Origin of the sequence: Luteibacter aegosomatis, assembly GCF_023078455.1 — a bacterium.
GTDB classification, from domain to species: Bacteria; Pseudomonadota; Gammaproteobacteria; order Xanthomonadales; family Rhodanobacteraceae; genus Luteibacter; species Luteibacter aegosomatis.
This window is the reverse complement of sequence record NZ_CP095740.1, coordinates 1,153,343-1,178,778: the sequence shown is the minus strand read 5'-3', so window position 1 is coordinate 1,178,778 and position 25,436 is coordinate 1,153,343. Positions and strand designations below refer to the sequence as shown.

General features: G+C 67.6%; 26 protein-coding genes. 19 read left to right on the top strand and 7 right to left on the bottom strand.

Translation table 11 applies throughout. The features are described 5' to 3' along the window. Positions 1-224 precede the first annotated feature (224 nt). From rpsB to L2Y94_RS05215, 15 genes are all read left to right on the top strand, one after another. The gene (gene rpsB / locus L2Y94_RS05285; protein WP_144916835.1) at positions 225-1,088 is read left to right on the top strand and encodes a 30S ribosomal protein S2; all 864 of its coding nucleotides are present in this window, start codon (positions 225-227) and stop codon (positions 1,086-1,088) included. Between the two features lie 83 nt (positions 1,089-1,171). Further along, entirely contained in the window at positions 1,172-2,050 is an 879-nt protein-coding gene (gene tsf, locus L2Y94_RS05280) for a translation elongation factor Ts (protein ID WP_247373564.1), read from the top strand. Between the two features lie 227 nt (positions 2,051-2,277). Continuing rightward, positions 2,278-3,000 carry a UMP kinase gene (gene pyrH, locus L2Y94_RS05275; protein WP_247373563.1) on the top strand — a complete coding sequence of 241 codons (723 nt, stop codon included), beginning with the start codon at positions 2,278-2,280 and terminating at the stop codon, positions 2,998-3,000. A gap of 89 nt (positions 3,001-3,089) precedes the next feature. After that, entirely contained in the window at positions 3,090-3,647 is a 558-nt protein-coding gene (gene frr / locus L2Y94_RS05270; protein ID WP_144916844.1) for a ribosome recycling factor, read from the top strand. Between the two features lie 20 nt (positions 3,648-3,667). Further along, positions 3,668-4,408, top strand: coding sequence for a polyprenyl diphosphate synthase (uppS, locus tag L2Y94_RS05265; protein WP_247373561.1), 741 nt, complete (start codon positions 3,668-3,670; stop codon positions 4,406-4,408). Positions 4,409-4,418: 10 nt separating this feature from the next. Beyond that, positions 4,419-5,237: a phosphatidate cytidylyltransferase gene (locus tag L2Y94_RS05260; RefSeq protein WP_247373559.1), complete on the top strand. Its 819-nt coding sequence runs from the start codon at positions 4,419-4,421 to the stop codon at positions 5,235-5,237. Positions 5,238-5,239: 2 nt separating this feature from the next. Then, positions 5,240-6,424 carry a 1-deoxy-D-xylulose-5-phosphate reductoisomerase gene (locus L2Y94_RS05255; protein WP_247373557.1) on the top strand — a complete coding sequence of 395 codons (1,185 nt, stop codon included), beginning with the start codon at positions 5,240-5,242 and terminating at the stop codon, positions 6,422-6,424. Between the two features lie 44 nt (positions 6,425-6,468). Beyond that, complete coding sequence (gene rseP / locus L2Y94_RS05250; RefSeq protein WP_247373555.1) at positions 6,469-7,815, top strand: RIP metalloprotease RseP; 1,347 nt, start codon at positions 6,469-6,471, stop codon at positions 7,813-7,815. A gap of 165 nt (positions 7,816-7,980) precedes the next feature. Next, on the top strand, positions 7,981-10,401 hold the full coding sequence (gene bamA, locus L2Y94_RS05245; protein ID WP_247373553.1) for an outer membrane protein assembly factor BamA: 2,421 nt from the start codon (positions 7,981-7,983) through the stop codon (positions 10,399-10,401). An 89-nt stretch (positions 10,402-10,490) separates the two neighbouring features. Beyond that, positions 10,491-11,519 carry a UDP-3-O-(3-hydroxymyristoyl)glucosamine N-acyltransferase gene (gene lpxD / locus L2Y94_RS05240; RefSeq protein WP_247373551.1) on the top strand — a complete coding sequence of 343 codons (1,029 nt, stop codon included), beginning with the start codon at positions 10,491-10,493 and terminating at the stop codon, positions 11,517-11,519. Further along, the gene (gene fabZ / locus L2Y94_RS05235; RefSeq protein ID WP_247373549.1) at positions 11,516-11,989 is read left to right on the top strand and encodes a 3-hydroxyacyl-ACP dehydratase FabZ; all 474 of its coding nucleotides are present in this window, start codon (positions 11,516-11,518) and stop codon (positions 11,987-11,989) included. Before lpxD ends, fabZ begins: the two co-directional genes overlap by 4 nt. Beyond that, positions 11,986-12,759: an acyl-ACP--UDP-N-acetylglucosamine O-acyltransferase gene (gene lpxA / locus L2Y94_RS05230; protein ID WP_247373547.1), complete on the top strand. Its 774-nt coding sequence runs from the start codon at positions 11,986-11,988 to the stop codon at positions 12,757-12,759. Before fabZ ends, lpxA begins: the two co-directional genes overlap by 4 nt. Positions 12,760-12,771: 12 nt before the next feature. Beyond that, positions 12,772-13,998, top strand: a complete 1,227-nt coding sequence (gene lpxB, locus L2Y94_RS05225; RefSeq protein WP_247373545.1) for a lipid-A-disaccharide synthase — start codon at positions 12,772-12,774, stop codon at positions 13,996-13,998. Between the two features lie 10 nt (positions 13,999-14,008). After that, positions 14,009-14,656 carry a ribonuclease HII gene (gene rnhB / locus L2Y94_RS05220; RefSeq protein ID WP_247373544.1) on the top strand — a complete coding sequence of 216 codons (648 nt, stop codon included), beginning with the start codon at positions 14,009-14,011 and terminating at the stop codon, positions 14,654-14,656. A gap of 87 nt (positions 14,657-14,743) precedes the next feature. After that, positions 14,744-15,109 carry a hypothetical protein gene (locus tag L2Y94_RS05215; RefSeq protein ID WP_247373542.1) on the top strand — a complete coding sequence of 122 codons (366 nt, stop codon included), beginning with the start codon at positions 14,744-14,746 and terminating at the stop codon, positions 15,107-15,109. Between the two features lie 106 nt (positions 15,110-15,215). On the opposite strand, the gene L2Y94_RS05210 is transcribed toward L2Y94_RS05215, so the two are convergent. The 5 genes from L2Y94_RS05210 to moaA are packed head-to-tail and all read right to left on the bottom strand — an operon-like array spanning position 15,216 to position 19,070. Then, the gene (locus tag L2Y94_RS05210; protein WP_247373540.1) at positions 15,216-16,406 is read right to left on the bottom strand and encodes a molybdopterin molybdotransferase MoeA; all 1,191 of its coding nucleotides are present in this window, start codon (positions 16,404-16,406) and stop codon (positions 15,216-15,218) included. A 2-nt stretch (positions 16,407-16,408) separates the two neighbouring features. Further along, the gene (gene moaCB / locus L2Y94_RS05205) at positions 16,409-17,347 is read right to left on the bottom strand and encodes a bifunctional molybdenum cofactor biosynthesis protein MoaC/MoaB (protein WP_247373538.1); all 939 of its coding nucleotides are present in this window, start codon (positions 17,345-17,347) and stop codon (positions 16,409-16,411) included. Beyond that, complete coding sequence (locus tag L2Y94_RS05200) at positions 17,344-17,832, bottom strand: molybdenum cofactor biosynthesis protein MoaE (protein WP_247373537.1); 489 nt, start codon at positions 17,830-17,832, stop codon at positions 17,344-17,346. The genes moaCB and L2Y94_RS05200 overlap by 4 nt, the downstream gene beginning before the upstream one ends. A 2-nt stretch (positions 17,833-17,834) precedes the next feature. Next, entirely contained in the window at positions 17,835-18,083 is a 249-nt protein-coding gene (locus L2Y94_RS05195) for a MoaD/ThiS family protein (protein ID WP_247373535.1), read from the bottom strand. Between the two features lie 9 nt (positions 18,084-18,092). Next, on the bottom strand, positions 18,093-19,070 hold the full coding sequence (moaA, locus tag L2Y94_RS05190) for a GTP 3',8-cyclase MoaA (protein ID WP_247373533.1): 978 nt from the start codon (positions 19,068-19,070) through the stop codon (positions 18,093-18,095). A gap of 257 nt (positions 19,071-19,327) precedes the next feature. Between moaA and L2Y94_RS05185 the strand changes: the two genes are divergently transcribed. The 4 genes from L2Y94_RS05185 to L2Y94_RS05170 all read left to right on the top strand — a co-directional run bounded on the left by L2Y94_RS05185 (position 19,328) and on the right by L2Y94_RS05170 (position 22,887). Next, positions 19,328-19,729 (top strand): HU family DNA-binding protein, encoded by a 402-nt coding sequence (locus tag L2Y94_RS05185; RefSeq protein ID WP_144916893.1) that lies wholly within the window; start codon positions 19,328-19,330, stop codon positions 19,727-19,729. 266 nt (positions 19,730-19,995) lie between these two features. Further along, positions 19,996-20,382, top strand: coding sequence for a BlaI/MecI/CopY family transcriptional regulator (locus L2Y94_RS05180; RefSeq protein ID WP_247373531.1), 387 nt, complete (start codon positions 19,996-19,998; stop codon positions 20,380-20,382). 1 nt (position 20,383) lies between these two features. Then, positions 20,384-22,147 (top strand): M56 family metallopeptidase, encoded by a 1,764-nt coding sequence (locus L2Y94_RS05175; protein WP_247373529.1) that lies wholly within the window; start codon positions 20,384-20,386, stop codon positions 22,145-22,147. Positions 22,148-22,221: 74 nt separating this feature from the next. After that, positions 22,222-22,887 (top strand): HAD-IA family hydrolase, encoded by a 666-nt coding sequence (locus tag L2Y94_RS05170; RefSeq protein WP_247373528.1) that lies wholly within the window; start codon positions 22,222-22,224, stop codon positions 22,885-22,887. A 122-nt stretch (positions 22,888-23,009) separates the two neighbouring features. Here L2Y94_RS05170 and L2Y94_RS05165 read toward each other — a convergent pair whose 3' ends face one another. After that, positions 23,010-24,416, bottom strand: a complete 1,407-nt coding sequence (locus L2Y94_RS05165) for a sulfite reductase subunit alpha (protein ID WP_247373527.1) — start codon at positions 24,414-24,416, stop codon at positions 23,010-23,012. Further along, complete coding sequence (locus tag L2Y94_RS05160) at positions 24,413-25,420, bottom strand: FAD:protein FMN transferase (RefSeq protein ID WP_425602435.1); 1,008 nt, start codon at positions 25,418-25,420, stop codon at positions 24,413-24,415. Before L2Y94_RS05160 ends, L2Y94_RS05165 begins: the two co-directional genes overlap by 4 nt. Between the last annotated feature and the right edge of the window lie 16 nt (positions 25,421-25,436).

Sequence of the window (25,436 nt, the reverse complement as noted above, 5' to 3'; positions counted from 1 at the left end):
CCGCGGCGGCGATTCGAAGCGCGATTGTAACCGCACGGCGCCGTCATGGCCCCGTCCGAAGCGATCGCTTTTAACGCCACACACGCATCGGCACCGCCTTCGGGGTGCCCTTTCCGCCGTCGACGAGCGAAAGGCTCCGCGGATCGGAACGGGTCGAAGCCGGGGATGCGTGGAGGTCCCAACCCCCATAGAACCGCCTCGTGCGGTTCGCCCAGGAGTATTCCATGGCACAAGTCACCATGCGCGAGATGCTGGAAGCCGGCGTCCATTTCGGCCACCAGACCCGTTACTGGAACCCCAAGATGGCTCCGTACATCTTCGGCGCCCGCGGCAAGATCCACATCATCAACCTCGAGAAGACGCTCCCGCTCTTCACCGACGCGATGAACTTCCTCTCGGGCCTGGCCCAGAAGGGCGGCACCATCCTCTTCGTCGGCACCAAGCGCTCCGCCCGCGAGGCCCTGGCCGAGGAAGCCGGCCGCGCCGGCCAGCCGTTCGTCACCGCCCGCTGGCTCGGCGGCATGCTGACCAACTTCCGTACCGTGAAGCAGTCGGTCGCCCGCCTGAAGGAACTCGAAGCCGCCGAAACCGACGGTTCGTTCGACCGTCTGGTCAAGCACGAAGTGCTGGCCCGTCGTCGCGAACGCGAGAAGCTGCAGAACTCGCTCGGCGGCATCAAGGACATGAACCGCCTGCCGGACGCCCTGTTCATTGTCGACATCGGCCATGAAGACATCGCCGTGCAGGAAGCCCGCAAGCTGGGCATCCCGGTCGTCGCCGTCGTCGATACCAACTACGACCCGGCCCTCGTCGACTACGCCATCCCGGGTAACGACGACGCCATCCGCGCCATCCAGCTCTACGCCCGCGCCGCCGCCGATTCGATCCTCGAAGGCAAGGCCGCCGCTCCGCAGCACGCCGCCCGCGGCGATGCCAACGAGTTCGTCGAGCTCGACGAGGAAGGCAACCCGGTCGCGAAGGACGAGGCCGCCCCGCGTGGCGACCGTCGCCCGCCCGCCAAGAAGGGCGCCCCGCGCCGCGAAGGCGGCCGTGACGGTGGTCGCGAGGGTGGCCGCGGCCGCGCGTAAGCGCCCGCACCGCTTTCGAAAGGCATGACCCGGCGCCGCGGCATCCCCGCCGCGGCGCCCAACGAAATCATTGAGGAATCACCATGGCTGAGATCACCGCAAGCCTCGTCAAGGATCTGCGTGAGCGTTCCGGCGTCGGCATGATGGAGTGCAAGAAGGCACTCGTCGAAAACAACGGCGATATCGAGGCGGCAATGGAAGCGCTGCGCAAGAGCGGCGCGGCCAAGGCCGACAAGAAGGCTGACCGCGTTGCCGCCGAAGGCCTCATCGCCGTGGCCAGCAAGGCCGGCAAGGCCGTGATGGTCGAAGTGAACAGCGAAACCGACTTCTCCTCGCGCAACGAGGGCTTCATCCAGTTCACCAAGGATGTCGCCAACGTCGCCCTCGACTCCGACGTCGCCGACATCGACGCGCTGAAGGCCGCCAAGCTCGGCGACTCCACCGTCGAAGACAGCGCCAAGGCCCTCACCCTCACCATCGGCGAGAAGTTCGACGTGCGCCGCATGGCCGAGGTCAAGAACGACGGCCCGATCGGCGCCTACTCGCACAACGGCCGCATCGGCGTGCTGGTGTCCCTCAAGGGCGGTTCGGAAGAACTGGCCAAGGGCATCGCCATGCACGTGGCCGCGATGAACCCCAAGTTCATCAAGGTCGAAGACGTGCCGGCCGACTTCCTCGAGAAGGAAAAGGAAATCGAACTCTCGAAGATGTCCGACAAGGAAAAGGCCAAGCCGGCCGACATCCTCGACAAGATCGTCACCGGCAAGGTCAACAAGATCCTCGCCGAGGCGACCCTCGTCGGTCAGCCGTACGTGCTCGACGGTGACGTCACGGTCGCCGAAGCCCTCAAGAAGGGCGGCGCCGAAATCATCGACGTGAAGCGCCTTGCCGTTGGCGAAGGCATCGAAAAGGTGGTGGACGACTTCGCCGCCGAAGTGATGAAGCAGGCGGGCCTGGCGTAAGCCTCTCCCACCGGTTCACGAAAAAGGCCGCGAGCGATCGCGGCCTTTTTTTATGCCCGCCTCCCCACCCAAGGCGTCCCCCAGGGACCGGGAGCGACCGACGGACTCATGAACGCAAACAAGGGTCGTTCCCGGTTTGGTGAATTGCGACAGTTTTTCACGTTCCTGTAACAAAGAACGCGCGCTACACTACGCGCGTTTTGCCCCACACAATCTGGAGACCCCCCATGAGCACCCCGCTGAATCATCGCCGCATCCTGCTCAAGCTCTCCGGTGAAGCCCTCATGGGCAGCGAAGACTACGGCATCGATCCCAAGGTGATCGGCCGTCTCGCGAAGGAAATCCTCGAAGTGCGCGATGCCGGCGTGCAGGTCGGCGTCGTCATCGGCGGCGGCAACATCTTCCGCGGCGCCGGCCTGGCCGCGTCGGGCATGGATCGCGTCACCGGCGACCACATGGGCATGCTCGCCACCGTGATGAACGCGCTGGCCATGCAGGACGCCATCGAGAAGCTCGGCGGCGAAGCTCGCACGATGAGCGCCATCAAGATCAACGAAGTCTGCGAGGACTTCATCCGCCGTCGCGCCATCCGCCACCTCGAAAAGGGCCGCGTCACCCTCTTCGCCGCCGGCATCGGCAATCCGTTCTTCACCACCGACTCCGCCGCCGCCCTGCGTGCCGTGGAAGTGGGTGCCGACCTGCTGCTGAAGGCCACCAAGGTCGACGGCGTGTACAGCGCCGACCCGAAGCGCCATGCCGACGCCACCCGCTACGAACACCTCACCTACAACCAGGTCATCGAGCGCCGCCTCGAGGTGATGGACACCGCCGCCATCGCCCTGTGCCGTGAAAACAAGCTGCCGCTGCGCATCTACGACATGACCGAGCCCGGCAACCTCATGAAGATCATGAAGGGCGAGCCCGTCGGCACCCTCGTCGACGCCGGCTGAACCGCCCGGGCGCCACGGTGCGGCGCGGCACGGCCGCGCCGCCCTCCCTGCTATACTCGCCTGCTGACCGTTCCACCGGAAACAAGCCCATGATCAACGACATCAAGAAAGATGCTGAGACCCGCATGGGCAAGAGCATCGATTCGCTCAAGCACGACCTGAAGTCGATCCGCACCGGTCGCGCCAACCCGCAGATCCTCGAGAACATCAAGGTGCCCTATTACGGCACCGATACCCCGCTGGCGCAGGTCGCCAACGTGACCACGCCCGATGCCCGCTCGCTGTCGGTCAAGCCGTTCGACAAGGCCATGATCGGCCCGATCGAGAAGGCCATCATGGCGTCCGACCTCGGCATCACGCCCACCACCATGGGCATGGACATCCGCCTCAACTTCCCGCCGCCGACCGAGGAGCGCCGCAAGGAGCTCGCCAAGAGCGTGGCGAAGGAGGGCGAACAGGCCAAGATCGCCATCCGCAACGTGCGCCGCGACGCCATCCAGCACGTCGACAAGCTGCTGAAGGACAAGGCCATCACGGAAGACGACAAGAAGCGCGCCGACGACGACATCCAGAAGCTCACCGACAAGTACGTCAAGAACGTCGACGACGTGGTGTCGGAAAAGGAAAAGGAGCTGATGGCGCTCTGACGCGCCATCGGTTCGCCTGCATGGCCCCGAAGCCCGACGCGCGGGTACCACGCCATCTCGCCATCGTGATGGACGGCAACGGCCGCTGGGCGAAACAGCGCCTGCGGCCCCGTACGTTCGGGCACCACGCCGGTCAGAAAGCCGTGCGCGAGGCGGTGGAATTCTGCCTGCGCCGCGGCATCGAGTCGCTCACCCTATTCGCCTTTTCCAGCGAAAACTGGAAGCGCCCGCCCACCGAGGTGTCGGCATTGATGGAGCTGTTCCTCAAGGCCATCGACCGCGAAGTGGACGAACTGCACGGCAACGGCGTGCGCATCCGCTTCGTCGGCGACCTCGACGCCTTCGCGCCCGAGTTGCGCAAGCGCATGCAGGGCGCCATGGAGCGCACGGCCGGCAACACGGCCCTCAACATGAACGTGGCCGTGAACTACGGCGGCCGCTGGGACATCGCCAACGCCGCGCGCCGCGCCGCCGAGGCCGTGGCGCGCGGCGAGTTCGCCGCCTCCGAGATCGACGAAACCCGCCTTCACGGCTACACCTGCCTCGCCGACCAGCCGCCGCTCGATCTCTTCATCCGCACCGGTGGCGAGCATCGGGTGAGCAACTTCCTTCTCTGGCAGATCGCCTACGCCGAGCTGTATTTCACCGACACCCTGTGGCCCGACGTCGACCAGGCCTGCCTCGCCGAGGCCATCGACGACTATGCCCGCCGCGAGCGCCGCTACGGCCGCACCGGCGAACAGGTCGCCACCACGGGCTGACCCTCAGATCATGCTGAAGCAACGCATCACCACCGCCGCGATCCTCCTGCCCCTGGTCCTGGCGCTCATCCTGCTGCCGCCGACCGGCTTCTTCGCCGCCGTGGTGGCTTTGGTCTTCGTCATCGCGGCCTGGGAATGGAGCCTGCTCGCCGGTTGCCGCACGCCCGTCGGGCGCGGCATCGTGGCGGCGCTGGCCGCCGCCCTGCTGGGCGCCCTGGTCGTGGTGCGCACTCCGGGCGTGCTCACGGTGCTTACCTTCGTCGGCGTAGCCTGGTGGATCGGCTGCTGCTTCTGGTTGCGCCACTTCACCTTCGCCGCCGCCCCAAACAGCGAAAACCGCCTGCTCAAGCTCGGTGCGGGCGTGCTGGTGATCGTACCCGCGCTGGCCTCCGCCATCGCCCTGCACGGCAGCGACCGCGGTCATTGGTGGACCCTGCTGGCCCTGGTCATCGTCTGGGCCGCCGATACCGGAGCCTATTTCAGCGGCCGCCGTTTCGGTCGCCGCAAGCTCGCGCCGCGCATCAGCCCGGGGAAGACCTGGGCGGGCGTCTACGGCGCGGTGCTGGCCGGCGGCGCGGTCGCCCCGCTCGGCGGTTACCTGCTGGGCGTGCGCGACGGTGCGCAACTGCTGGGCATGCTCGTGCTCGGCGTGCTGACGGTCGCCATCGCCGTGGTCGGCGATCTCTACGAAAGCCTGCTCAAGCGCCACGCGGACGTGAAGGATTCCGGCGCGCTCTTTCCCGGCCATGGAGGCTTGCTCGACCGTCTCGACAGCGTGTTCGCCGCGCTGCCGATCTTCGCGGCCGGCAAACTCCTGCTCGGACTCTGACGATGACGCTTCGCCAGGTCGCGGTGCTCGGCGCCACCGGCTCCATCGGCACCAGCACGCTCGACGTCATCGCCCGCCACCCCGATCGTTTCCGCGCCAGCGTGCTGGTGGCCCACCGCGGCACCGAAGCCCTTGCGCGGCTCTGCGAACGCTTCAGGCCGGATCTCGCCATCGTCGCCGATCCCTCGATGGAAGCCGACCTGGCCCGTCGACTCGCGGCCGCCGGCGTGCGCTGCGAGGTGGCCTCCGGCGCCGACGCGGTGACCGCCGCCGCGGCCGGCCCGCTATGCGACACGGTAGTGGCCGCCATCGTGGGCGCCGCGGGCCTGGATTCCACGCTTGCCGCCGCACGCGCGGGAAAACGGCTTCTGCTGGCCAATAAGGAATCCATCGTGATGGCCGGCGAGCTGCTGCTCGCCGCCTTGCACGAGGGTGGCGGCGACCTGATCCCCGTCGACTCCGAGCACAACGCGATCTTCCAATGCCTGCCGCAGGGCCGCCCCGGCGTCGGTCGCTCGGGCGTCCGACGGTTGGTGCTCACCGCATCGGGCGGCCCTTTCCGTGGCCGCACGCGCGCCGAGCTGGGCAGCGTCACGCCCGACCAGGCCTGCGCCCATCCGAAATGGTCGATGGGCCGGAAGATCTCGGTCGATTCGGCCACCCTGATGAACAAGGGGCTGGAGGTCATCGAGGCCCACCATCTGTTCCAGGCGCCGCCGGATGCCATCGAGGTGGTCGTCCACCCGCAGAGCCTCGTGCACTCGCTGGTCGACTACGTGGACGGCTCCATGCTGGCCCAGCTAGGCAACCCCGACATGCGCACGGCCATCGCCTGCGCGCTGGCCTGGCCCGAGCGCATCGAGGCCGGGGTCCCCCCCCTCGACCTGGCGGCCCACGCCCGGCTCGACTTCGAGGCGCCCGACACCCGCACCTTCCGTTGCCTGGCCCTGGCCTTCGAGGCCCTGCGCGCCGGGGGCGACGCCACCGCCATCCTGAACGCGGCCAATGAAGTGGCCGTGGACGCCTTCCTCGGCGGCACCCTGCCCTTCCTTGGCATCGCCGAGGTCGTCGAACGCGTTCTTCAGGAACTGCCGGCCCAAGCCGTGGTCGATGTCCAGACCCTCGCGGAACGCGACGCGGAGGCGCGTCGGTCGGCACGCGACGTGCTCCGCCGCGCTTACTGCTAAACTCGCTCCACCCAAACGTTTTTTTTCGAGACCCGTCTTTCCCGATGAGCCCTTTCCTTGGTTCCGTATTCTGGCTGCTGGTGACGCTGGGCGTCCTGGTGACCTTTCACGAATTCGGCCACTACTGGGTCGCGCGCCGCTGTGGCGTGCGCGTGCTGCGCTTCTCGGTCGGTTTCGGACGCCCCTTGTGGCGGCGCGTCGCGAAGGACGGCACCGAATACCAGATCGCCGCGATTCCGCTGGGCGGCTACGTGAAGATGCTCGACGCCCGCGAGGCGGACGTCGATCCCTCCCAGGCGGGTGAGGAATTCACCGCCAAGCCCGTATGGAAGCGCATCGCCATCGTCGCCGCCGGTCCCGCGTTCAACCTGATCTTCACCGTCGCCGCCTTCTGGGCGATGTACATCGTGGGCAAGCCCGACGTCGCGCCGATGGTCACCGCCGCGCCTTCCTCCGTCGCCGCCCAGGCGGGCATTCGCCCGGGCGACCGAATCGTCGCGATGGACGGCCAGCCGGTGGGCACCTGGAGCGACGCCATGGACGTGCTCGCCAATGCGCTGCTCGGCACCTCGCCGCTGCCGGTCCGCGTGAAGGGCACCGACGGCGCGCAGCGTGACGTGGTCCTGCCGTTGCAGAAGCTCGACAACACCGGCGACATCGGCCAGCGCTTCAACCAGCTCGGCCTGGCCATGGCGCCCCTGCCGGCCGTGGTCGGCACGGTGCTGCCGGGCGACCCCGCCTCCCTGGCCGGCCTGCGCCCCGGCGACCGCATCGTCGGCGTCAACGGCATCCCCGTCGACAACTTCGAGGCCTTCACCAAGCTGGTGCCCGACGAAGCGAAGAAGTCGCCGAAGCTCTCGCTGGCCATCGTGCGCGACGGACAGCCCTCCACGGTGGAACTCACGGCACGCATGAAGTCCGAGGAAGGCCAGCCGGTCCGCTGGATGATCGGCATCTCCGCCGTGCCGCCCGAGGCCGCCACGCTGCGCTACGGGCCGGTACGCGCCTTCACCGAGTCGCTGTCGGCCACCTGGACCGGTACCCGCAACACGCTGGGGCTGATCGGCAAGATGCTTTCCGGCGAGGCCTCCACCAAGAACCTTTCCGGCGTGATCGGCATCGCGCAGGTCGCCAACGACTCGGCCAACCGCGGCCTCGGCTGGTTCCTCAATTTCCTCGCGCTGGTCTCGCTCAGCCTGGCCATCCTGAACCTGCTGCCCATCCCCGTCTTGGACGGTGGACACCTGCTGTATTACCTTATCGAGTTGGTCAAAGGCAGTCCGGTAAGCGAACGCACGATGATCGCAGGCCAGTATGTGGGGCTCGCCTTGCTGTTTACCCTGATGGGGTTGGCGTTTTTCAACGACATCCAGCGAATGCTCGTCTCGTGACGAAGGCCCACGCGTTGCGCGGACCCGAACCACAACCGTATCACCCAGGCCCTGGACGCATCCGCGCCCATGGCCGAACGACGCCGGGCATGAGTCCGGCGCGTGCTCCTCTTCGGTCGCCGGCCTCGTCCGCCTGCGGCTGGAATTAACCCAACGGAATCGACGATGAAGCGTATCGCCGCCCTGATCCTGCTTGCCTCCCTGTCCGCCAATGCGCTTGCTTTCGAGCCGTTCGTCGTTTCCGACATCCGTATCGATGGCCTGACGCGTATCGCGCAGGGCACGGTACTGAGCTACCTGCCCGTCGAAAAGGGCGACACGCTGAGTGACGACAAGGCCCAGGCCGCGATCCGCGCCCTCTACCAGACCAAGTTCTTCAGCGACGTCGAACTCGACCGCCAGGGCGACATCCTGGTGATCAAGGTCGTGGAGCGCCCGGCCATCGCCAAACTCACCCTGCGCGGCAACAAGGACATCAAGGAAGACGACCTGCGCAAGGGCCTGAAGGAAATCGGCCTGGCCGAAGGCGAGACCTTCGACCGCCTGTCGCTCGACCGCGTGCAGCAGGAGCTCATCCGCCAGTACTACAACCGCGGCAAGTACAACGTGTCGGTCGAACCGCACGTGACCCGCCTCGATCGCAACCGCGTCGCCATCGATATCGAAATTCGCGAAGGCAAGGCGGCCAAGATCAAGGAAATCAACATCGTCGGCAACAAGGCCTTCCCCGACAAGGCCATCCGCGACGGTTTCGAGTCCAACACCACCGGCTGGCTGTCGTGGTACTCCAAGGACGACCAGTACTCGCGCGAAAAGCTCTCGGGCGACCTCGAGAAGCTCAGCAACTACTACCTCAACCGCGGCTACGCCGATTTCGGCCTGGATTCCACCCAGGTGGCGATCAGCCCGGACAAGCGCAGCATGTACGTCGACGCCAGCGTCAAGGAAGGCGAGGTCTACACCGTCTCCGACGTGAAGCTGCTCGGTGAGCTGATCCTGCCCGAAGAGACGCTGCGCAAGCTGGTCTACGTGCACAAGGGCGACACCTTCAACCACGCGGCCATCGAAGCCAGCACCGACGCCATCAAGGGCATCCTCGCGAACATCGGCTACGCCTTCGCGAAGGTCACCCCGGTGCCCAAGCTCGACAAGGACAAGCGCACCGCCGACCTCACCCTCTTCATCGAGCCGGGCAAGCGCGTGTACGTGCGCCGCGTGGTGTTCCAGGGCAACACCCGCACCGAAGACGAGGTGCTCCGCCGCGAAATGCGCCAGCTCGAGGGCGCGTGGTACGCGCAGGGCGCCATCGACCGTTCGAAGACCCGCCTGCAGCGCCTCGGCTACTTCAAGACCGTCGATGTCGACAAGCAGCTCGTGCCGGGCACCGTCGACCAGGTCGACCTCACGGTGAAGGTGGAAGAACAGTCCGCCGGCTCGCTGATGTTCGGCGTGGGCTACTCGCAGTACTCCGGCATCATCCTGTCGGCCTCGGTGTCGCAGAACAACTTCCTGGGTACGGGCGACCGCTTCTCGATCGGCGCGGAAACCAGCACGTACTACAAGCGCATCAACGCCAGCTACGTGAACCCGTACCTCACCGACTCGGGCATCCAGCTGGGCTATAACCTCGGTTACAGCAAGCTCGATTACGGCGACACCGACCTGGCGAACTACACCTACAGCACCAAGTCGTTCCAGACCACGCTGTCGTTCCCGATCACCGACTACGATTCGCTGTCGACGAGCCTGGGCGTCAGCTCCAACCTCATCAACACGTCGTACCTGACGCCGTCCCAGCTTTCGGCGTACCAGCGGGCCATCGGCAACAAGACCATCCACTCGTGGACCACGAGCCTGGGCTACACCCACGACACCCGCAACAGCTACTGGGCGCCCACCCGTGGCGGCCAGCTGACGGCGTCGATCGAGGGTGCGCTGCCCGGCTCGACGGTGCAGTTCTACAAGCTGTTCGGCGAAGCCAACCACTATTGGCCCATCGGCAAGGGCTTCGTGCTCTATCTCGACGGTCAGGTCGGCTATGGCAAGACCTACGGCCAGACGTACGACAACGACGGCTACGCGATCAATCCCGACGGCACGGTGGGCGCCAAGATCTACAGCAAGGGCGACAAGGTGCAGTTCCCCTTCTGGGAGAACTACTACGCGGGCGGCGTGCGCGACGTGCGCGGCTTCCAGGACAACACCCTGGGTCCCCGCCTCTGCGACGGCGGCAGCGCCAGCCCCAATCCGGACAGCCACGGTCGATGCAGCGGCGGCTATTACTCCTACGGCCAGCCGATCGGTGGCGCCTTCAAGGTGCTGGGTACCGCGCAGATGTTCCTGCCCCTGCCCTTCCTGAAGGACGTGAACACGGCCCGCGTGAGCTGGTTTGTCGACGTCGGCAACGTCTACAAGGACTACTCGTCCTTCGACGCCAGCGAACTGCGCGCTTCCACCGGCCTCTCGCTGCAGTGGCAGGCGCCGATCGGCCCGCTGATCATCAACTTCGCCGTGCCGTTCCGTAAGAAGACCGACGACAACCGCTTCGTCGAGCGCATCCAGTTCACCTTCGGCAACACGTTCTAAGGCGTGGACCGTAAAGGGTAAACAGTAAGTAGAATCGTGGGGTGGCAGGGGGCGATCCTCTGCCACCCCTTCTTTTTGGGAGCTTTCCTGTGAGCGGGAATCCGCAATTCACGCTTGGCGAACTGGCCGAGCGGTTCGGGCTCGAGGCGCATGGCGATCCGGCCACCGCGGTCGACGGCATCGGCACCCTGGCCACGGCCACGCCGACGCAGTTCACCTTCCTCTCCAACCCGAAATACACCTCGCAACTGGCCGACACCCGGGCCGGCATCGTCGTGCTCAACGCCGACGCCCTGCCGCTGCGCCAGGGCGCGGCCCTGGTGGCGAAGGACCCCTACGTCGCCTACGCGAAGATCGCCGCCCTGTTCGAGAAGCATGCCGCCGCGCCGCGGGGCATCCATCCCAGTGCCGTGGTGTCCGCCTCCGCCCGCGTGCATCCCACGGCCAGCGTGGGCCCCTGCTGCGTCGTCGAGGACGGCGCGGTGATCGAGGAAGGCGCCATCCTCGGACCGGGATGCACCATCGGCCCCGGCTGCGTGGTGGGCGCCGATTCGCGCCTGGTCGCCCGAGTCACCCTGGTGATCCGCGTCACCTTGGGCAAGCGCGTGCTGGTCCACCCCGGCGCGGTGATCGGCTCGGACGGTTTCGGCCTCGCCTTCGACCGCGACCACTGGGTGAAGCTGCCCCAGCTCGGCGGCGTGCGGATCGGCGACGACTGCGAAATCGGCGCCAATACCACCATCGACCGCGGTGCGCTCGACGATACGGTGCTTGAGGAAGACGTTCGGCTCGACAACCAGATCCAGATCGCCCACAACGTGCACATCGGCGCCCATACCGCCATGGCCGGGTGCTCGGCCGTGGCCGGCAGCGCGAAAATCGGCCGCTACTGCCTCATCGGCGGCAACGCGGGCATCCTCGGCCACCTCGAACTGGCCGACCGGGTTACCATCACGGCCAAGAGCCTGGTCACGGCATCGATCCGTGAGCCGGGTGAATATTCTTCAGGTTCCCCGCTGCAGGAAAACCGCCAATGGCGGCGCAACGCGGCACGCATGAAACACCTCGACGAGTACGCGCGCCGCCTGGCGGCGCTGGAAAAGGACAAAGGGCAATGAGCGATTCGAAAGCCGCCGTGAAGCTCCCGGTGGACGTGGAACAGATCCAGCAACTGCTGCCGCACCGCTATCCGTTCCTGTTGGTCGACCGCGTGATCGAGATCGATCCCGGCAAGACCATCACCGCCATCAAGAACGTCACGATCAACGAACCGTTCTTCCAGGGCCATTTCCCCGGGCACCCGGTGATGCCGGGCGTGCTCATCGTCGAGGCCATGGCGCAGACCGCCGGCCTGCTCACCCAGATCACCAGCCAGATGGACGGCCAGGGCGGAAGCCCGCTGTTCTACTTGGTGAAGGTCGACAACGCCCGCTTCTCCTCGGTGGTGGCGCCGGGCGACCAGTTGCGCATGGAAGTCTCCCTCAAGCGCCTGATCCGCGGCATGGGCCTGTTCGAGGCCAGGGCGCTGGTCGACGGCAAGGTGGTGGCCTGCTGCGAACTGATGTGCGCCGCGAGGAACGACAAATGATCCATCCGACCGCGCAGATCGACCCGTCCGCGCGAATCGCGGACAACGTCAGCATCGGTGCCTACACCATCATCGGTGCCGACGTGGTCGTCGGCGAGGGCACCACCATCGGCCCCCACGTGGTCATCGAGGGGCCCACCACCATCGGGCGCGACAACCGGATTCTCCAGTTCGCCTCCATCGGCGGTCCGCCGCAGGACAAGAAATGGCAGGGCGAGCGCACCGAGGTGGCGATCGGCGATCGCAACCTCATCCGCGAGTTCGTCACGATCAACCGCGGCACCGGCGACGGCGGCGGCATCACGCGCATCGGCAACGACAATTGGCTGCTGGCCTACGTGCACATCGCGCACGACTGCCAGGTGGGCAACAACGTCGTGTTCTCGAATTACTCCGCCCTGGCCGGCCATGCGGAAATCGGCGACTGGACCATCCTGTCCGGTTATTCGGGCGTGCACCAGTTCTGCAAGGTCGGCGCGCATGCCTTCCTCGGCATGGGTTGCCTGGTCGGTTCCGACGTCCCTCCGTTCGTGATGATGGCCAACGAAACCCGTGGCCGCCCGCGCGGCATCAACAGCGAGGGCCTGAAGCGGCGCGGTTTCGACACCCACCGCATCGCCGCCATCAAGCGCGCCTACCGCACGCTCTACATGGCGGGCCTGCCGCTGGCCGAGGCTCGTGAACAGCTTCAGGCACAGGCCGAAACCAGCGAAGACGTGCGGCAGATGCTGGAGTTTCTCGATCGCAGCGAGCGCACGATCGCCCGCTGACGTGGCACCGGCATGACACACACCACGCAAGGACCCTTCATCGCGCTCATCGCCGGCGAGGATTCCGGCGACCAGTTGGGTGCCGATCTCATCGAAGCGCTCCGCCTCCGCTACCCCGGCGCCCGGTTCGCCGGTATCGGCGGGGCCCGCATGCTGGCCCGCGGCTTCGAGTCATGGCACGACATTCGCGAGCTGTCGGTGATGGGCTTTGCCGAGGTGGTGAAGCACCTGCCCCGCCTGCTTCGCCTGCGCAAGACCCTGGTCGCGCGGCTCCTGGCCGAACGGCCCGATGTCGTGGTCGGCATCGACGCGCCCGACTTCAACCTCGGCGTGGAGCGCCGGCTCAAGCAGGCCGGCCTCGCCACGGTGCACTACGTGAGCCCGTCGGTGTGGGCCTGGCGCGAGAAGCGTGCCGAGAAGATCGGCCGCTCGGCCGATCGCGTGCTCTGCCTGTTTCCCATGGAGCCGCCGATCTACGCGAAGCACGGCATCGACGCGCGCTTCGTGGGCCATCCGCTCGCCGACCGCTTTCCCATGGTGTCCGATCGCGCTGCCGCGCGTGACGCGCTGGGCCTGCCCCACGATGCCCCCGTGCTCGCCGTGCTGCCCGGCAGCCGCCCGAGCGAGATCGAACGCGTCGGCGCCATTTTCGTCGAAGCGGCACGCCGCGTCGCCCGTTCGATGCCGTCGCTGCGCATCGTGGTGCCCTCGGCCAACGAACGCGTGCATGCGCGCCTTGCCGAGCTGCTGGCCGATTTTCCCGGTCTTCCCCCCCTGCTTACCGACGGTCGTGCCCACGAGGCGATGCTGGCCGCCGACGCGGTGCTGCTCGCTTCCGGCACCGCCACGCTCGAAGCCATGCTCGCCAAGCGGCCGATGGTGGTGGGCTACCGCGTATCGCCCACGAGCTATCGCATCGCCAAGGCGCTGCGCATGCTGAAGACCGACGTCTACAGCCTGCCCAACATCCTCGCCCGCGCCTGCGGGCTGGGCCAGCACCTCCTGGTGCCCGAATTCATGCAGGACGACTGCACCGCCGACAACCTCGCCGGCGCCACCCTCGACCTGCTCGGCGACAGCGAACGCCGGAGCGCCGTGGTGGCGGCGTTCGAGTTCCTGCATCGGGAGCTGCGTGGTGGGCTGGAAGGAAAAGCCGCGGATCGCGCCGCCGAGGCCATCGCCGAACTCATGGATCAACCTCACGTCCCGAACCTTGTCGGCACGACCGAACCCCACTAGCCTTTCGACCATGCCCCGCAAGCTCAACGTCACCCGCCAGCTCGCCCGCGATCTGATCGTCGCCGGGGTGGACGAGGCCGGCCGTGGCCCGCTGGCCGGCCCGGTGGTGGTGTCGGCCGTCATCCTCGATCCCGAGCGACCCATCCGCGGGCTCAACGACTCCAAGCAACTCGACGAGGCCACCCGCGAAAAGCTCTACGGACGCATCGTCGAGCGCGCCCTGGCCTGGACGGTGATCTTCGTCGAGCGCGAGGAAATCGACCGGATCAACATCTTCCAGGCCACCATGGTCGGCATGACCCGCTCGCTCATGGGCCTGTCCCTGGCACCGCAGATGGCGCTGATCGACGGCAATCGCCTGCCCCGCACCCTGCCCTGCGAAGCCCGGGCCGTGATCGGCGGCGATGCCACCGAACCGGCCATCAGCGCGGCCTCGATTCTCGCCAAGGTAAGCCGTGACCGGCACATGCAAGCCCTCGACGCCGTGCATCCGGGCTACGGCTTCGCCCGGCACAAGGGCTACGCCGTACCCGAGCACATCGAGGCCCTGGATCGCCTGGGCCCCTGCCATGCCCACCGCCGGACCTTCGCCCCGGTCAAGCGCTGGTTCGAGCCCGCGACGCCGGTGGGCGACCTCTTCGAAACGGCCCTGTCGTAAAGCCTAAAGTCTTGGATGTTCCCGCCGATAAGTCGGCAACGCCCTATTTCGCGGCGTCCGGTTTATTCATCACCATAGGGACCACCAATGAAAAAGATCGCCATCGCTGCCGCGCTGCTGATCGCGGCTCCGCTCTCGGCCCATGCGGCCTGCACCGCCAAGGATTTCGCCGTCGACGGCTTCGCCGTGAAGATCCAGCAGGGCGCCGGCCAGCCGCGTTTCAGCATGAAGGGCAACCTCGTCAACAAGTGCAGCGAACCCGCCGCCGCGCAGATCCGCATCGACGCGAAGGACGCCTCGGGCAAGGTCGTCGCCAGCAAGCAGGGTTGGCCGGCCGGCACCTCGAACATCGAGCCGGGCAAGAGCGTGGACTTCGACCTGGGCCGCCTGTTCCGCTACTCGTCGGACATGCAGGATTACACGGTCGTCGTGTCGGACGTGAAGGCCTGGTAAAGCTTCCGCTTCGCGGGAATCGCGGACAGGGTCCGCTCCCACCCTTCGGTAGCAGCGTATCTACCGAAGGGTCGGAGCGGGCCCTGTCCGCGATGCGTTTCGGCTCTCAAAGAGAAATCCACGCTACCCGTTCGCCCGCCGCGAACGGCTCGCCGCGCGAGGGCAACCATGCCAGCACGTGGGCCGACGCGAGATTGCTGAGCATGTGCGACTCCTGCTTCGGCAACAGCGTCAGGCGCGCGGTACCGTCGCCCAGGTCCAGCCGCATCCGCAGGAGTCGATCGCGCTCGGCGTCGGCCTCCACGTTGGTCGTCAACACGCCATGGCACCATGCCGGCTGGCTCGACGTTTCGCCTTCCAGACGGCCAAGTACCGCCCGGGCGTGGATCGCCAGGCAGACCAGGACCGCGCCCGGATTGCCGGGCATGCCCAGCAAGGCCTTGCCGTCGTCACGAACACCGTACCAGAGCGGTTTTCCCGGCTTCTGCGCCACTTTCCAGAATTTCCGCCGCACGCCGAGTCGATCGGCGACGAGCGGCACGTAATCACGATCGCCCACGGACACGCCGCCGCTGGTGATGACCAGGTCGGCGCTGTCGAGGGCCGCGCTCATGGCTTCTTCCAGTTCCCGCTCGTCGTCCCTCACGTAGCCGATCACCGGCTCGCCGTAGCCATGCTCGACGAACCACGCGCGAAGCAGCGGGCCGTTCGCGTCGTAGATCTGACCGGGACCCAGGGGGTGCCCCACGCGCAGCACCTCGTCGCCCGTGATCAGCACGGACACGCGGGGACGGCGGCGCACGTCGATTTCGTCGACGCCCGCCATCGCCAGCACCGCGACGAGGCCGGCGGTCACGCGCTGGCCCGCCTCGGCGAGCACGTCACCTTGCTTGAGTTCCTCGCCCTCGCGACGTATCGCTTCGCCCACCCGCACCGCTTCACGCAAGACGATGCCCTGGCCGTCGCGCTCGACGATTTCCTGGCGGGCGACGGCGTCGGCACCGTCGGGAAGCATGCCGCCGGTGAGGATGCGCACGGCCTGTCCCTCGCCGACATGCACGTCGGCGGGAGACCCCGCCGCCGAAGTGCCGATGAGGGCCCGGGGGCCGACGCCGTCAGCCGCGCGCACCGCGTAGCCGTCCATCGCACTCTGCGTGAAGCGCGGCAACGAAAGACGCGATCTCGGCGACTCCGCCAGCACGGCCCCCAGCGCGATGTCCAACGGTACGCGATGCACCGGTAGCGGGCGGACGCACGCATAGTGTTCGAGGGCCTGTTCGAGCGGAATCAACGCCATGGTCAGGTTTCCTCGCCGTATCCGCCGGCGTGGCGTCCGCCGCGGCGGGCGGTCTCGATCAGGTGGACGATGCCCGGTAAGGTGGCGGCGAGCGATTCGGAGGCGCCGCCGCGACTACCCGGGAACGTGAGCAGCAACGAATCCCGCACGTAGCCCGCGATGCCCCGGGACAGCATGGCGAAGGGCATCCGCCGTTGGCCGAAGGCGCGCGCGGCTTCCATGATGCCGGGGATCTCGACGTCGAGCATCGGCGTCACCGTGTCCACGGTGATGTCGCGCGGTCCCAACCCCGTCCCGCCCACCGTGACGATCAACGCCACGCCCGCCTCGGCGAGGCGGCGGATCGTGTCGCCGAGGGTGCCCGCGTCGTCGGCGATCACCGTGTAGCCGACCGGCCCGAAACCGGCCTGCTCGAGCGCATCGCGCACGAAGACGCCCGCGGTATCGCGCGCGGCGCCCGCGGCGACGGTGTCCGACAGCACCACGACCGCCGCGTCGCGCGGCTGCGAAAGCTGTCGACGGTAATGCGACTTGCCGCCCGTCTTGCGTTCGAGGCGGCACGCCTCGATGTGCATGTCGTCGGGCTCGCAGTACGGCTTGAGCATGTCGTAGAGCGTGAGCGCGGCGAGGCTGGCCGCGGTCAACGCCTCCATCTCGACCCCGGTGGGGCCGATGGTCTGCACCTCGGCGATCACCCTGACGGACGTCTCGTCGAGTTCATAGGTGACTTCCGCGCGATGGATGGGCAACGGATGGCACAGCGGGATCAGTTCGTCCGTACGCTTGGCCGCGAGGATGCCGGCGACGCGCGCGGTCTTCAACGCATCGCCTTTTTCCGTGTCGCCGCTATGCAGCCGCTCGATGCAATGCGCCGGCGCGTGGAGGGTGGCGGTGGCCCGGGCCACGCGCAGCGAGTCCGGTTTCAGGCCGACGTCTTTCATCCGTGGCTCGCATGCGTGTGACGATGGTGGAGGGGCGCCGCGGCATCGGCGTCGAGGTCGTCGCGGATGCAGCAGCCCTCCACGAAGGCGCTGCTGCCGTCGGCGTAGAATTCTTCCTTCCAGATGGGCGCGCCATGTTTCACCGCGTCCACCGCATGTCGGCAGGCGTCGAAGGCTTCGGCGCGGTGCGGCGCCCTCACCACGCAGGCGATGGCCACGTCGCCGATGGCGAGGTCGCCGAGGCGGTGCACGATGCGCACGTAGGGCACACCGAACCGGTCCCGGGTGGCCTGTTCCACCTCCCGGATGATCTTGCCGGCCAGGGCTTCATGCGCGGTGTAACGAAGACGGGTCACCGCGCGTCCCTCGTGGTGGTCGCGCACGGTACCGACGAAGAGGGCGAGGCCGCCGCATTCCGGGTGGGCGTCCAGTTCGAGCAGCGCGTCGATGGCGATGGGGTGATCGGACAGCACGTGTCGCTCCATGGTCAGCCTCCCGCCACCGGCGGCAACAGCGCGATGCGTCCGTCGCCGGGCAAGGGATCGGTACGGCGCACGATAGCGTCGCCCGAGGCGCAGGCGCAGCGAGCCACCAATTCGGCAAGCTCGGGACGCGCCGCGTTCAGGCGATCCAGCGCATCGCCGACCGTGGCGGCGTCGCCGGCGTCGAGCCGGTATTCGCGGGTGCCGGCCAGTCGTTCGAGGCTGGCGTAGAGTTCGAAGACGATCGTTGTCATAAGGGATCTTCAGCCGCCCATCGTATGCATGGTGGTCGCACGCGCGACGGGGCCCGGGCGAGCGGCATACCCCGCGTCCTTGAGCCACACGGCCTTGCGGACGAGCGCCGAGAGCGCCTCGTCGTCGGCACCGTCGCGCATTCGCTTACCCAGCGGCATACCCACGGGCGAGAACAGGCAAGTGAAGAGTTCGCCCGTGGCGGTGAGCCGCAGGCGGTCGCAGGTACTGCAAAAAGGGTTGGAAACGGTGGAGATGATGCCTAATTCGTAGTGCCCATCGATGCGCCAGGGCGTGGCCGGGTCGGCGCCGCGGGGCTGGCGTTCGACCACATGCCCCCGCTTTTCGATGGCGGCGATCATGTCGGCCTCGGAAACCACCGCGTCGCGCCGCCAGTGTCCCGGCGCATCCAGCGGCATGTATTCGATGAAGCGCAGCGGAAGGTGTCGCTCCATCGCCCATTCGAGCAGGCGCACGATCTCGCCGTCGTTGTCGCCGCGTACCACGACCGCGTTGAGCTTGACCCGGGCCCCCGCCGCCGCCAGGGCCTCGATGCCGTCGAGCACGGGCGCGATCTCGCGCAGGGTCATGCGCCGGAACAGGTCGGCGTCGACGGCATCCAGGCTCACGTTGAAGTCGTCGACACCCGCCTCGACCAGTTCGACGGCGCGAGGGGCGATGCGCGATGCGTTGGTGGTCATCGACACGCGGCGGAGGCCCCGCTCACGCAGCCCGTCTAGGCCACGCACGCATTCGGTCAGATCGCGGCGCAACAAGGGCTCGCCGCCGGTCAGGCGGATCTGCTCGATGCCATGTGCCACGAAGAGGCCGGCCAGGCGAAGCACCTCGTCGCGCGTGAGCAGGCTCGCCCGAGGCAGCCAGTCCGGATGCTCGGGCATGCAGTACGTGCAACGGAAATTGCAGCGGTCGGTAAGCGATATCCGCAGCTTCCGTTTGGTACGGCCGTGACTGTCGGTGAGTGGGAGCATGTGGCCTTGGGGATGCCCGCGGAACGATGTGACATCGTGCCAGAGTCCGCGCATGGAGGTCATCATACCCCTCGCCCGGGCGTGCAAGACTGACTTTTTCCGCAACGCGTCACACAAACCCCGAAAAAAAAGGACCCAAAACGGAAAAAATCTTCGGAAACCCTATTTTCAGCGGACCAAAGCAACGCTAGAGTGAGTCGCCCGCTGGGCACCGGCCATAAAGGCCGCAACATTCGAATCACGTGACAAGGATAACCATGGCCAAGACCACCAAAACGGCGGCGAAGAAAGCTGCCAAGGCGCCCGCCAAGGCTGCTAAGACCGCCAAGGCCCCGGCCGCCCTCAAGCCGATCAAGGATCCGCTTTCGAAGTCCTCGCTCGTCTCGCACATCGTCGAGCAGAGCGGCGTCGACAGCAAGAGCGTGAAGGCCGTGCTGGCCTCGCTCGAAGGCGCGATCTCCGCGTCGGTCCACAAGAAGGGCGCCGGCACCTTCACGCTGCCGGGCCTGCTGAAGATCACCTCGGTCGCCGTCGCCGCCAAGCCGAAGCGCAAGGGCAAGGATCCGTTCACCGGTGAAGAGCGCTGGTTCGCCGCCAAGCCCGCTTCGGTGAAGGTCAAGGTCCGTCCGCTCAAGAAGCTCAAGGACGCTGCCGCCTGATCGTTCGCGATCACGGATAGTTGCACGTGAAGAGCCCCCGCTTCGGCGGGGGCTTTTTTTTTGGTTCGTGTTCCCGTGAAAACAGGAACTCAGCGCCCCGGTCTTCGCCAGGGAGAGGCAACCTGATCGTCTTTTCGTAGGTAGCGTCTCGCGATATCCCACCGCGTCGCGCCGGGTTCCCGCGTCACGGTAACGACGGGCTTGCGGCACTTGACTACACCTGTCGTCAAGCGCATCCTGATTACATATGTAGTCAGGAGAGCGTCATGACCGGCAAGACCATCGGCGACCAGGAACTCGCCTTGTTGCAGTACATCGAGGAAACGCCGAAGAGCTCGGTGGCCGACGTCGTCGCCGGTTACGGCGAACCGCGCGGCCTGGCGCGCTCCACCGTGCTGACGATGATGGAACGCCTTCGCGCGAAGGGGTATCTCTCCCGGCGCCGACTCGAGGGCGCCTATCGCTACAGCGCCACCAACGGCACCGAACAGGTCATGACCGGCGCCGTCGCGCGCTTCGTCGAGAAGACCCTGCAAGGCTCCGTGTCGCCCTTCGTCGCCTGGATGGCCGAACGCGGCCAGGTCAGCGATACGGAGCTGGCCGAACTGGAAGCGCTCGTCGGCACGCTGCAATCGCGGCGCAAGGGGCGCTGACATGGACGCCTTCGCCGATCTGCTGGCATCGCGCCTCGTCCACGCGTCCGCTCAGGCGGTCGTGCTCGGAGGGCTCGTGTTCGTCGTCTGCCGGGCGCTGCCCTCGCTTTCGGCGGGTATGCGCGCGCTCTTGTGGTGGCTGGTCGGTGCGCAGCTCCTGCTGGGCATCGCCTGCCCTTCACTGCTCGAACTGCCGCTGCTTCCGGCACGGCACGTCGCCACGGCCGGCACCACGATCGTCGTCGACGCGGGGGGTGGCGACATGCCTTCCGGCATGCCGACGAGCGCATCCACGACGTCCGTCGCCTGGACCGTCGTACTTCTCGCGCTATGGGCCGTCGCGGTACTCCTGCAGCTGGCGATCGCCGCATGGCGGGCGCGACACCTCCCCGGGCTGCTGCGCCGGGCGATGCCGCACGACGACGTGCGCGTGGAAACGCTTTGCGCGCGTCGCGCCCACGAACTGGGATTGCGCCGCTCGCCACGCCTGGCGGTATCGCACGACGTCGTCTCGCCGCAGGTGGTCGGCCTGTGGCGACCGACCATCCTCCTGCCCGCCGACGACGCGCTGGACGAGCGCGAACTCGACATGGCCCTGATGCACGAACTGGCCCACGTGCGCCGCGGCGACCTGCTCCTGGGCTGGCTACCGGCGCTCGCGCGCATCCTGTTCTTCTTCCATCCGCTGGCCCACCTCGCCGTCCGTGAGTACGCCGTGTGCCGCGAAGCCGCCTGCGACGCGCTGGTGGTCTCGCGCGGCCGCCAGGCGGCGCAGTCGTATGGACGTCTATTGCTAAGGCTCGGCGTCTCGCCGCATCCGCACCACGCGCTGCCCGGCGCGTCCCCCACCTTCCTCACCCTGAAGAGGAGACTCACCATGCTCGGTCGAATCAACGAGACGCCACCCCGCGTCCTCACGCTCGCGCTCGTCGCCATGGCCGTGGTGGCCACCGCCCTGCCCTGGCGCGTCGTCGCCGCGAGCGACCACGGCCAGGAGAAAAGCGCGGGCACCTACGCGGCGCCGATACCGCCCACGCCGCTCGCTCCACCGGCGCCTGTCGCGCCGGCGACACCACTCACGCCGCCGACGCCACCCACGCCCGTGACCCCGGTGACGCCGATGACGCCCCCCACGCCTCCCGTGCCGCCGACGCCCCTCACCCTGGCGACGCCGGGCAAGGGCATGCGCATCGTCACCATCCAGGGCGACAGGCCGGCGCGCGCCTTCATCCTCTACAGCGACGATCTCACCGTCATGCGCGGCGACCCGGACGACTATCGCCGCGCCGAGGCCGCTCGCCCCGGCAACGATCCGTTCGTGTGGTACCGCGACGGCGACAAGGCCTGGGTGTTGTCCGACCGCGCGTACCTGCAGCGCATCCGCGAGATCTACGCGAAGGCGCAGCAGCCGGCGGAAGCCGGACGCGAGCAGGCCGAACGGCAGCAGAAGCTCGATATGGAACAGGCGGCCCTCAACGAACAGATGGCCAGGCTTTCCGCGCGCCAGGCCGAACTGGTGAGCCGTGAAATGAACGCGGGAGGCGCAAGCGCCACGGAGTACGCGGCCGGTCATGCCGCCATCGGACGCGAGCAGGCCGACCTGGGCAAGAAGATGGCGGCGATCGGCCAGGTGCGCGCCGAGCAGGGCAAGGCCAACGCCGCACTCGCCCAGCGCCAGAAACAGGCCGCCGACCAGGCGAGCGCGGAGGTCGACGCGCTGCTCGCCAAGGCCGTCCGCGAAGGCGTGGCGAAGGCCTCCCGCTGACGAAAGGCTGGGCAGTCCGGTAAGGTGGACGTTTTCGCGGTGCGCCGCGAAGCGTCCCCTTCCCCGGAGGCAACATGCGACTTGAATCGGGCACGGTCATCGAAGCGACCGCGCTGCTGTTCGACATGGACGGCACCCTCATCGACTCCCGCGTGGTGGTCGAGAAGATCTGGAAACGCTGGTGCGACGCGCACGGCATCGACTGGCACGACGTACTGCCCCGCCTGCATGGCGTGCGCATGTACGACTCGGTGAAGCAGTTCACGCCGCCGGGCCTCGACGTGCAGGCCGAATACGAAAAACTCTACGCCGAAGAGGTGGAGGACGTGGACGGCATCGTGCCGATTCCGGGTGCGCCCGAATTGCTGGCGATGCTGCCGCCCGACGCCTGGACCATCGTCACCTCCGCCGACACCGTGCTGGCGAAGGCGCGCCTCGGCGCCGCGGGCATCGCGGTGCCGCCGCGGATGGTGACCGGCGAGATCGTCACCCACGGCAAACCCCATCCCGAGGCCTACCTGCTCGGCGCCGAACGCATGCAGGCCGAACCGAAGGATTGCCTGGTGTTCGAGGATGCCCGCGCGGGAATCGAGGCGGGGCTTGCGGCGGGAGCGCGGGTGATCGCGATCGCCGGGGATCACCCGGAGGAAGTGCCCGAGGGCGTCGAGTGGGTGACGGATCTGACGGCGTTGCGCTTCGATGGCGTCGTCGACGGCAAGGTGACGTTGCGCGTGACCTGAGTTCTTTCGGCGCTCGCTCCGCATCGTTCGCGGACACGGTCCGCTCCCACCTCTTCGATAGCCAGCTCGCTACCGAAGGGGTGGGAGCCGATCGCATCGGCGAACCCGGGCGAAGCGAAAGCTCAGTAGACGTCGCGACGGTAACGGCCGGAGGCAGCCATCTCCTCCAACGCGCGGTCCCCCAATATCGCCCGCAACGCCGCATCCACTCCCGCCGCCATGCCGGCGAGGCTGCCGCATACGTACACGCTCGCACCGTCGTCCACGAAGCGCTTCACATCCTGGGCCGACACCCGCAAGCGATCCTGCACGTATCGCGACCCGCGCGATTCCCTCGACCACACCAGGTCGAGGCGTTCCACGTCGCCATCGGCATGCCAGCGTTCGAGGTCGTCGACGTGCAGGCGGTCCACGCCCGACTGCCGCTCGCCGTATACCAGCCAGTTACGCCGATGCCCCGCCGCGATACGCGCCTTGAGCAAGGCGCGCAATCCAGCGATGCCGGTACCGTTGCCCACGAGCAGCACGGGCCGGGCGTCATCGGGCGCGTGGAACGACGCGTTGCGACGCACGCGAAGGTCGATGCGGTCGCCGGGCGACGCGACGTCGGTGAGCCAGCGCGAGCCCACGCCCAGCTGCCGGACGACGAGATGGAGCGCGCCGTCCTCCGGTAACGAAGCGATGGAGTATTCCCGATGCGGCAGGAGTCCGGTGTCGTCGCGCGCGCGGCGGGGACCGATCTCCACGATATCGCCCGCATCCCACCGCAGCGATGCCGGATCGTCGGGCACCAGCGCCACGTGGAAACACGGGCCACCGAGGCTTCCGGGATTCAACAGCCGCCGCTCCCGCAAGCGCCACGCCCCATAGGAAGGCCTCGACCAGTCCGCGGGCACCGCCGCGCCGCACGCCAGCGCCACCTGGCGCTGCCAGTGGCGCAAGGCACCATCGTCGCCGTCGTCCACCTCGACCAGGTCGAACCACGGCGTGGCGCCGGCGTCGCGAAGCCAGCGATCCAGTTCGTGGCCGAACGCGCAGAAGTTCGCGTAGTCCCGGTCGCCCAGGGCGAGCACGCCATAGCGAAGCCCATGCAGCCGCGGGCGCACGCCCATCGCCTCGCGGCGAAAGGCACTGGCGACATCCGGCGCATCGCCCTCGCCCGTCGTGCTCACCACGAAAAGCAGACGGGCCGCGTTCGCCGGCACGGCATTGAGCTCGCCGATCGAACGCGCGACCGCCGCTTTTCCGCCGTCGCGGAGCATCGTCGCGGTAAGCTCGGCCAGCTCGGTCGCGAAGCCGGTCTGCGAGGCGTGCACGACGAGGATATCCGTCGCGGAAGCCGCCGCGGATCGACGCGGACGTATCGCGAACGCGACGAAGGCGAGCCAGGCCGACAGACTGCCGGCGGCGGCGGTGACGCGCGCGACGCCAGCCACGTGAAGTCCGTGGAAATCCTGCATCGTCGCGAAGGCGAGCACCGCCGCGACGAGCACCGTACCCAGCACGGCTTGCCCGACGGCGGCCCTCACCGCCGGAGTACCGCCGCGAAAGCCGGCGACATTCGTTCCTCGAAACCGCCGTCCTTGCCGTAGAGCACGAAGAGCACGGCCAGGCCGTGTTTCGCCGCGTAGGCCATCCCCTGCTCCGGCCCGAGCACGGTCATCGTGGTACCCAGCGCGTCGGCATGCATGCAGTCGTCGGCGACGATGCTGACCGACGCCACGCGATGCGCCACCGGGTATCCCGTGCGCGGATCGATGTGGTGCGAGTAGAACCGCCCGTCGCTCTCGAACGAATGCCGATAGTCGCCCGACGTGGCGATGGCCTTGCCGTCCAGCTTCACGATGCGCTCGATCTCGTCGGGATCGTCCACGGCAGCCGCCGCGGCGCCAGGCCGCTCGATGCCGACATTCCAGCGCGTGCCGTCGGGCTTGCGGCCATGGGCGCGCAATTCGCCGCCCACTTCGACCAGGTAATCGCGCACGCCCTCGCGATCGAGGAAGCGCGCCACCTGATCCACGCCGAAGCCCTTGGCCACCGAGGACAGGTCGACGTAGACGCCGCCCGGCTGGAACGCGCGATGCGTCGCGTCGTCCAGCCGAATGCGCGACCAGCCGACGCGGGCCTTGGCCGCGGCGATGTCGGCCGCACCGGGGGCTTCGCGCGGACGCTTGTCGGGGCCGAAGCCCCAAAGATTCACCAGCGGCCCGACCGTCGGGTCATAGGCACCGCCCGAATCGCGTGCGAGCGACAAGGCATGCCGCAGCACGGTGTAGAACTCCGCGGGCAACACCTGCCACGTCCCGGCCGGTGCGCGGTTGAAACGGCTCAGGTCGGAATCCGCTTCGTAGGTGCTCATCTGCGCCACGACGCGATCCAGTTCGGCCTGGATGCCGCGACGCACCGCCTTGTCGTCGGCACCGTCAGGCAGCACGGCATTCACCGACCAGGTGGTGCCCATGGTTTCGCCTTCGAAGCGGCGGACGTCGGTGGCGGCTACCATCCATGGGCAAAGCATCCAGACAAAGGCCATGGCCAGGCGAAGTCCT